8 protein-coding genes, 1 tRNA gene and 1 pseudogene are annotated in these 6,513 nt (G+C 70.9%); all 10 read right to left on the bottom strand.

What is annotated here, in order from left to right:
* Nucleotides 1–290 precede the first annotated feature (290 nt).
* Nucleotides 291–365 (bottom strand) — tRNA-Val (locus VGN18_RS18555).
* 73 nt (nt 366–438) lie between these two features.
* A complete protein-coding gene (locus VGN18_RS18550; RefSeq protein ID WP_327541208.1) occupies nt 439–1,962 on the bottom strand; it encodes a sensor histidine kinase in 1,524 nt (507 codons plus the stop codon).
* A gap of 60 nt (nt 1,963–2,022) precedes the next feature.
* On the bottom strand, nt 2,023–2,397 hold the full coding sequence (locus VGN18_RS18545) for a hypothetical protein (protein WP_327541207.1): 375 nt from the start codon (nt 2,395–2,397) through the stop codon (nt 2,023–2,025).
* 102 nt (nt 2,398–2,499) lie between these two features.
* A complete protein-coding gene (locus tag VGN18_RS18540; RefSeq protein WP_327541206.1) occupies nt 2,500–3,000 on the bottom strand; it encodes a hypothetical protein in 501 nt (166 codons plus the stop codon).
* Nucleotides 3,000–3,362 carry a response regulator gene (locus VGN18_RS18535; protein ID WP_327541205.1) on the bottom strand — a complete coding sequence of 121 codons (363 nt, stop codon included), beginning with the start codon at nt 3,360–3,362 and terminating at the stop codon, nt 3,000–3,002. Before VGN18_RS18535 ends, VGN18_RS18540 begins: the two co-directional genes overlap by 1 nt.
* 2 nt (nt 3,363–3,364) lie before the next feature.
* A complete protein-coding gene (locus tag VGN18_RS18530; RefSeq protein WP_327541204.1) occupies nt 3,365–3,877 on the bottom strand; it encodes a chemotaxis protein CheX in 513 nt (170 codons plus the stop codon).
* A 7-nt stretch (nt 3,878–3,884) separates the two neighbouring features.
* Nucleotides 3,885–4,262, bottom strand: coding sequence for a response regulator (locus tag VGN18_RS18525; RefSeq protein WP_327541203.1), 378 nt, complete (start codon nt 4,260–4,262; stop codon nt 3,885–3,887).
* The gene (locus VGN18_RS18520; RefSeq protein ID WP_327541202.1) at nt 4,263–5,090 is read right to left on the bottom strand and encodes a protein-glutamate O-methyltransferase CheR; all 828 of its coding nucleotides are present in this window, start codon (nt 5,088–5,090) and stop codon (nt 4,263–4,265) included.
* Complete coding sequence (locus tag VGN18_RS18515; protein WP_327541201.1) at nt 5,087–6,166, bottom strand: chemotaxis response regulator protein-glutamate methylesterase; 1,080 nt, start codon at nt 6,164–6,166, stop codon at nt 5,087–5,089. The genes VGN18_RS18520 and VGN18_RS18515 overlap by 4 nt, the downstream gene beginning before the upstream one ends.
* A 31-nt stretch (nt 6,167–6,197) precedes the next feature.
* Nucleotides 6,198–6,513, bottom strand: a pseudogene (locus tag VGN18_RS18510) (hypothetical protein); the annotation flags it as partial.

Below are 6,513 nucleotides of genomic sequence, written 5' to 3'. Positions count from 1 at the left end.
CCATAGCCCACCCGGACCCAGCCAAGACCCATCAGCCCGGAATCGTCAAACCCCTCGGCACCAGGCCCGAACCGCGAAGCCGCGTGCACCCGTTCGCACAGAAAGAGACCGGGCGTTGGCCCGTGATACCGCGCTCACCCGGACGGGCGATGTCCGGTGCTGCCCGCGTCTGTGAATACCGCTAACGCGATCGTTCCATGGCGGGAATGACGCGGGAATGGCCGCGCGAACTGCGACTCCGACGATCGAGGGCCAAGCGGCTCCAGCCCAATGATTCGGGCCCTGCGTGGTGGTGGGCGATACTGGGATCGAACCAGTGACCCCTGCCGTGTGAAGGCAGTGCTCTCCCGCTGAGCTAATCGCCCGGGAACCGACCCGGGCCTGGACCCGAACGGCGCGTTCAGATTACACGGGCGTCCGGGCGTCCGAGACCACGCCTCAGACCTCCACGGCGGGCGCGGTGACGGGCACGTGCCAGCTCACCCGGGTCCCGTGCGGCGCGACGCCGGTCCAGACGCAGTCGCCGCCGCGCTGGCGGGCGCGGTCCTGCATGTTGCGGGTGCCGCTGCTGCGCGCCGGGTGCGCGGCCATGCCGCGGCCGTCGTCGCTGACCGTCAGCGAGACGACGCCGGCCGCACTGCGCAGCACGACGTCGACCGAGGTGGCCTCGGCGTGGCGGGCGACGTTGGCGAGCGCCTCGCGCAGCACGGCGAGCACGTCGTCGCGGACGTCCTCGGCCTCCCAGTCGGGGTCGTCGACCGTCACCTCGGGGCGGAAGCCCAGCAGGTTCGCCGACTCGCCGCACACGTCGTCGACGGCCGTCGTGAGATCGCCGTCGAAGACCCGTCCACCGAGTTCGAAGATCGAGGCCCGCAGGTCGCGGATCGCGTTGTCCATCGCCTCGATCGCGGTGTTGACCCGCCGGGCGACCGCGGGATCATCGGCCTCGCTCGCCCCGCCCTGCAGGAACATCCCGGCCGCGAACAGCCGCTGGATCACGATGTCGTGCAGGTCGGCGGCGATGCGCTGCCGGTCCTCGAGCACCGCGACCTGGTTGCGCCGGCGCTGCAGCTGCAGGGCCCGCTCCTGCACCTGACGCTCGAGATCGGTCTTGAGGTACGTGAGCTCCTCCATCGCCTGGGTGCGGCCGAGGTCGACGCGCGCCACCCGCAGTGCCGCGGCCCACGTCACCAGGCCGACCAGCACGGCGCAGATGACGACCAGCAGGGCCAGGGTCGCTCCCCCGCCGACAACGCCGTCGCGCTGGGCGAGCAGGCAGGCGAACCCGATCAGCGGCAGCCCCACGAGGGCGACCGGCAGCAGACGACGCACGAGCAGCGCTGCCGCGTCGTGGCCCAGCACGATCCGGCGGAACGCACCGTCCGGCACCGACGCGAGCGCGGCAAGGCTCAGCAGTTCGATCGCGACACCGGTCGGCAGCGCCATCGCCGAGAACGGCCGCACCGAGTAGAGCGACGTGACCCCGTAGGCGTAGCCGAGCAGTACCAAAGCCCCGACGAGCAGCGTCACCAGCGCCGCGCCCTGGGCCCAGCGCGACCGGCCGAACAGGACGAGCAGCCGGGCGGCGGCGAGCAACGCGACGCAGGCGGCGGTGACGATCGACAGCCGGCCCGGGAAGGAGCCGCCGGCGGGGTCGGTGAACACCAGCTGGTCGATGCCCAGACTGCGCTGCAACGCGTACTCGGCGAGCACGACGATGCCGATGCCGATCACGAGCGCGCCGAGCCCGATCGCGACCTTGCGCGGCACCGACCAACCGACCGCCAGCAGGATCAGGGCGATGGCGGTGTTGGCCTTCATGGAGGTGAGCCCGGGTGACAGGCCGTCGGCCGTGCGGACGTCGAACACCCAGGCGGCGAGGCCGAGCAGCCCGATGAGTCCCGCGGTCCCCGCGGCCGCCCGCGTGACGATCGCGAGCAGGCGCGGCCCGTTCGTCGTCATGAGGGGGCTTCCTACCGGTTCGGGGGTGGACTCCGATGGTAGGACGGAGCGGCGCTCAGGTCAGCGTGCCGAGCCGACGAGGGCGGTCCGGGACGGGCCCGGCATCGCGCCGATCACCTTCAGCAGCGGCGGACGCGGCGAGATCACCCGTTCGGGGGCGTCGAGGGTGATCCGACGCTCGCGGAAGAGGGCCAACTGGCGCAGGTCGGCGTAGATGGGGCAGCCGGCCACGTGGCCGATGATGACGTCGAACGGGCCGCCCTCGTGCAGGGCCGAGGGCAGGTGGGCCACGCCGCTCGGCCAGCACAGCACCAGGCACTGCGGCCCGTTCATGCGGTACAGGTTGCGAATGACCGATCGCGCCCGCTCGGTCACCTGCAGGCGTCCGGAGAACCGGCTCAGTCCGTCGACCGTCCCGCCTACCGCTGGAAGCACGCCCTCATCGTGAAGGACGTGCGTCCCCGCGGCAGCGGTCCAACGGACCGATACCCACAGGGCTTTGGTCCCGGACCGCCCGCGCGGACGGCCGCATCGCGTTCAGCGGACGGTGATCAGCGCCAGCCGGCCGGAGCCGTAGCCGTCAACACTCACGGTGAGGTCGAGACGTCCGGTCAGCCGTCGGACCACCTGGTCGATGTCGCCCGGGAACTGCGTGCCCGGGGCGTACATGGACGCGATCTTCACGTGCGGGTTGGTGCCGACGTTGAAGACCGAGGTCAGCACGTTGAGCACCTCGTAGAGGTTCTCGATGACCATCGTGCTCGGATCGCGCTCGTCGACCATGTCGCGGGCGCCGCCGGCCGGCAGCAGGCCGACGGCCGCCCCGGTGTAGACGGCCAGCGGCAGGTCGAGCATCGCGACCGCGCGCAGCTGCACCTGGTCGTCGACGAACTCGGCCACGGTGGCCCGGTCGAGCGGCATCGGCGCCCAGGCGTCGCCGACGAGGACGTCGACATCACGGCCCAACAGGTCGCCGAAGAGGTCCTTGACGTCCTTGACGTGCGGGAGCTCGGTGCGCGAGGCGATGTTGGTGTCCATCAGCCGAGCACCGGCTCGAGCGCGTCGCGCAAGGTGTCGGCCGAGAACGGCTTGGCGATGAGGAACATCGCGCCGGCCCGCTCGGCGGTGTCGCGCATCTGCGGCGACCCCTCCGAGGTGACGAAGCCGAACGGACGGGTGTCGCCGCCCGAGCGCAGGCTCGAGAGCAGGTCGAGGCCGCTCATGTTCGGCATGTTCCAGTCCGAGAGCACCAGATCGGGCTGCTCGTCGTAGACCTTCTCGAGGGCGTCCTGCCCGTCGCACGCCTCGACCACGTCGTGGTGCCCGTACCCGGCCTGGCGCAGGGCGCGCACCACGATCTGGCGCATCACGCGACTGTCGTCGGCGACCAGGATCTTCATGATTAGTTCTCCTCGTTGACGGTGCGAACGGGCCACGTCTCGGGTGGTGACCACACGGTGATTCGCATCGGTTCGTTGTGCCAGGCCAGCTCGAGCTGCAGCGACGCGACGTCGAGCGGGCACGGCGGCTCGCCGACCAGCGACGCGTGCGGCAACGACAGCGCGCTCGGGCCGGGCATGATCGACTTCACGTTGCCGCCGATGACGTTGGCGACCTCGCCGAGCACGTCGCGCATGTCGTCGTCGCTGACGGCGGCGGGATCCAGCTCCAGCAGGTCGCCGGCCACGCGCCGCGCCAGGGAGTCGGAGCAGGCGAAGACCACCTGGGCCGTCCAGCCGCCGGAGACCGACACGGTGGCCGACACCGGCAGGATGTCCTCGCCGTGCGGCGCGACGAACGGCGGCTCGACCTCGGTGCCGAGCAGGCCGGTGAACACGTCACCGACGATCTGGGTCAGGGTGGCCGCGTCGGGGACCTCGTCGCCCGGCGCGACCTCGGGAATCGTGCTCGTCATCTCGTCCTCACACCACGACCGGGAGGAGGCCGAGCATCTCGAGCTTGCTCACGAGCGCGTCCTCGGTGAACGGTTTGATCAGGTACTCGTGGGCCCCGGCGGCGAGAGCGCGCACGATCTGCGTCCGCTCGCTCTCGGTGGTGACCATCATCAGCGTCACCGCCCGCGTCTCGGTGTTCGCCCGCATCGCGGACACGAACTCGAGGCCGTTCATGACCGGCATGTTCCAGTCGATGAGCGCCACGTCGGGCAGCTCCCCCGCCGCGATGACGTCGAGGGCCTCCTGCCCGTTACCGGCCTCGAGAACCTCGAAGCCCAGACCCGTGACGACGCGGCGCAGCAGCATGCGCATCGCCCGGGAGTCGTCGATTATCAGTGCCTTCATCTAGGCCTCCACGCGGTAGGCGACGGTGTTGCCGATTCGGACTGGGCTGTAGCCGTCGACGACGCCGAGCGTCGTCTCGGCGGCACCGAGCAGCAGGTGGCCGCCCGGCGTCAACGTGCGGCGGACCTTGTCGAGGATCTGCTGGCGCACCGGGATCTCGAAGTAGATGAGGACGTTGCGGCAGAAGACGATGTCGAAGATCGGCAGCACGGGCCACGCCTCGGCCAGGTTCATCTGCTTGAACGTGCACCAGCGCCGCAGGTTCGCATCGACGACGTACTCGGCGCCGGCCCGCTCGAAGTAGCGCACCATCATCGGTGCGGGCAGACCGCGGTTCACCTCGAGGGCGGAGAAGCGTCCCTCGCGGGCCCGGGCCAGGACGTCGGTCGACAGGTCGGTGCCCATCAGGGTGACGTCCCAGTTCTGCAGCTCGGGGAAGTTCGAGTCGAGCAGCATCGCGATCGAGTAGAGCTCCTGACCGGTCGAACTCGCCGCGCTCCAGATGTTGAGGCGGCGCACGCCGGCGTTGCGCTCGATCACCTGCGGCACGAGGGTCGTGCGCATCGCTTCGAACGGGTGCTGGTCGCGGAAGAACGAGGTCTCGTTCGTCGTCATCGCCTCGACCACGCGATCACGGATCGACGGGTCGGGGAACGGACGCCGCAACTCGCCGATGAGCGCGTTGAGGTCGGCCAGCCCGATGTCGCGGGCCAGCGGGGTGAGGCGCGACTCGACGAGGTACTCCTTGCCCGGGCCGATCGAGATGGCCGAGCGCTGGCGGAGGAAGTCGGCGACGAAGGTGAAGTCGTCGGTGCTGACGGTGGTCATGACACGGGCTCCGGCTTCTTGGTGGCGGTGGCGAGACGGGTGATCGTCGGAGCGATCTGCTCGAGGGGCAGCACCCGGTCGGCCAGGTCGTTGCGGACGACGAAGCCGGGCATTCCCCAGACGACCGACGTCGCCTCGTCCTGCGCGAGCACCGCCCCACCCGCGGTGCGGATGTGCTGCGATCCGATCAGGCCGTCCTGGCCCATGCCGGTGAGCACGACTCCGAGCAGCCGACCCTGCGTCGCGGTCGCCGCGGTGCGGAACAGCACGTCGACGGCCGGGCGGCAGGAGTTCTCGGGCGGCGCGTCGGACAGCGTGAGCACCAGGCCACCGGCACCGCGCCGCACCTCGACGTGCTGACCGCCGGGCGCGAGGTACACGTTGCCGGCGCGCGCGGTCTCGCCGTCCTGGGCCTCGGCGACGTGCAGGCCGCTCAGGTTGTCCAGCCGCTGGGCCAGCATCGTGGTGAACACCGGCGGCATGTGCTGGACGACGACGACCGGCACCGGCAGGTCGGCGCGGATGGCCGGCACGAGCGCCGCGAGGGCGTCCGGGCCGCCGGTCGACACGCCGATCACGACGAGATCGACCCGGCCCGTCGGCACGACGAGCGGCGTCGTCTCCTCGACGACGACGACGACCGGCGCCGGCTTGCGAGGGCGGGGCACGGCGCGGCGTCCCCACAAGCGCACGAGGGGCAGCAGGTTGTCGCGCACCTGGCTCGCCGCCGCCTCACGGTTGACCGCGCCGGACGGCTTGGTCGCGTAGTCGACCGCGCCGAGGGCCAGCGCCTCGAAGGTGGCGGCGGCACCCCGCTCGGTCAGCGTCGAGTACATGATGACGGCCAGTTCCGGGTGGTCGCGCCGGAGGTGGGCGAGCGCTTCGAGCCCGCCCATCCCCGGCATCTCGACGTCGAGGGTCACGACGTCGGGCTTGAGATCGGCGATCTTGCGCAGCCCGAGCCGGCCGTCCGAGGCGGTGCCGACGACCTCGATGTCGTCGGCTGCGCCCAGGACGTCGGCGACCGTGCGGCGCACGACGACCGAGTCGTCGACCACCACCACGCGAACAGTCACGACGTGTCCTCGATCCGTCTCTCGTCCGGGCTCAGTAGCGGAACTGTGCGAGCAGCCGCTTGAGCTCGGTGGCCATGCCGGCGAGCGAGGTGGCCGAGGCCAGGGTGTCCTCGGAACCGCGCTGGGTCGAACTGGCGGCGGCGGCGACCTCGGCGATGTCGGCCGCGATGCCGTTGGCGCCGGTGGCCGCCTCGGTCACGCTGCGGGCGATCTCGTTGGTGGTGGCGGTCTGCTCCTCGACGGCCGAGGCGATGGTCGTCTGGATGTCGTTGATCCGGTCGATGATGTCGCCGATCTCGCTGATCGCATCCACCGCACCACGCGTGCTCGACTGGATCGCCTCGATC

Origin of the sequence: Jatrophihabitans sp. (assembly GCF_036000465.1) — a bacterium.
In the GTDB taxonomy this organism is placed as follows: Bacteria; Actinomycetota; Actinomycetes; order Mycobacteriales; family Jatrophihabitantaceae; genus Jatrophihabitans.
Note: the sequence above shows the minus strand (reverse complement) of the source record. Positions and strands in the feature narration are given on the sequence as shown.

Coding starts and splice junctions, on each gene's coding strand:
- VGN18_RS18550 (WP_327541208.1), bottom strand. CDS start 1,962: ATGACGACGAACGGGCCGCGCCTGCTCGCGATCGTCACGCGGGCGGCC.
- VGN18_RS18540 (WP_327541206.1), bottom strand. CDS start 3,000: ATGGACACCAACATCGCCTCGCGCACCGAGCTCCCGCACGTCAAGGAC.
- VGN18_RS18535 (WP_327541205.1), bottom strand. CDS start 3,362: ATGAAGATCCTGGTCGCCGACGACAGTCGCGTGATGCGCCAGATCGTG.
- VGN18_RS18530 (WP_327541204.1), bottom strand. CDS start 3,877: ATGACGAGCACGATTCCCGAGGTCGCGCCGGGCGACGAGGTCCCCGAC.
- VGN18_RS18525 (WP_327541203.1), bottom strand. CDS start 4,262: ATGAAGGCACTGATAATCGACGACTCCCGGGCGATGCGCATGCTGCTG.
- VGN18_RS18520 (WP_327541202.1), bottom strand. CDS start 5,090: ATGACCACCGTCAGCACCGACGACTTCACCTTCGTCGCCGACTTCCTC.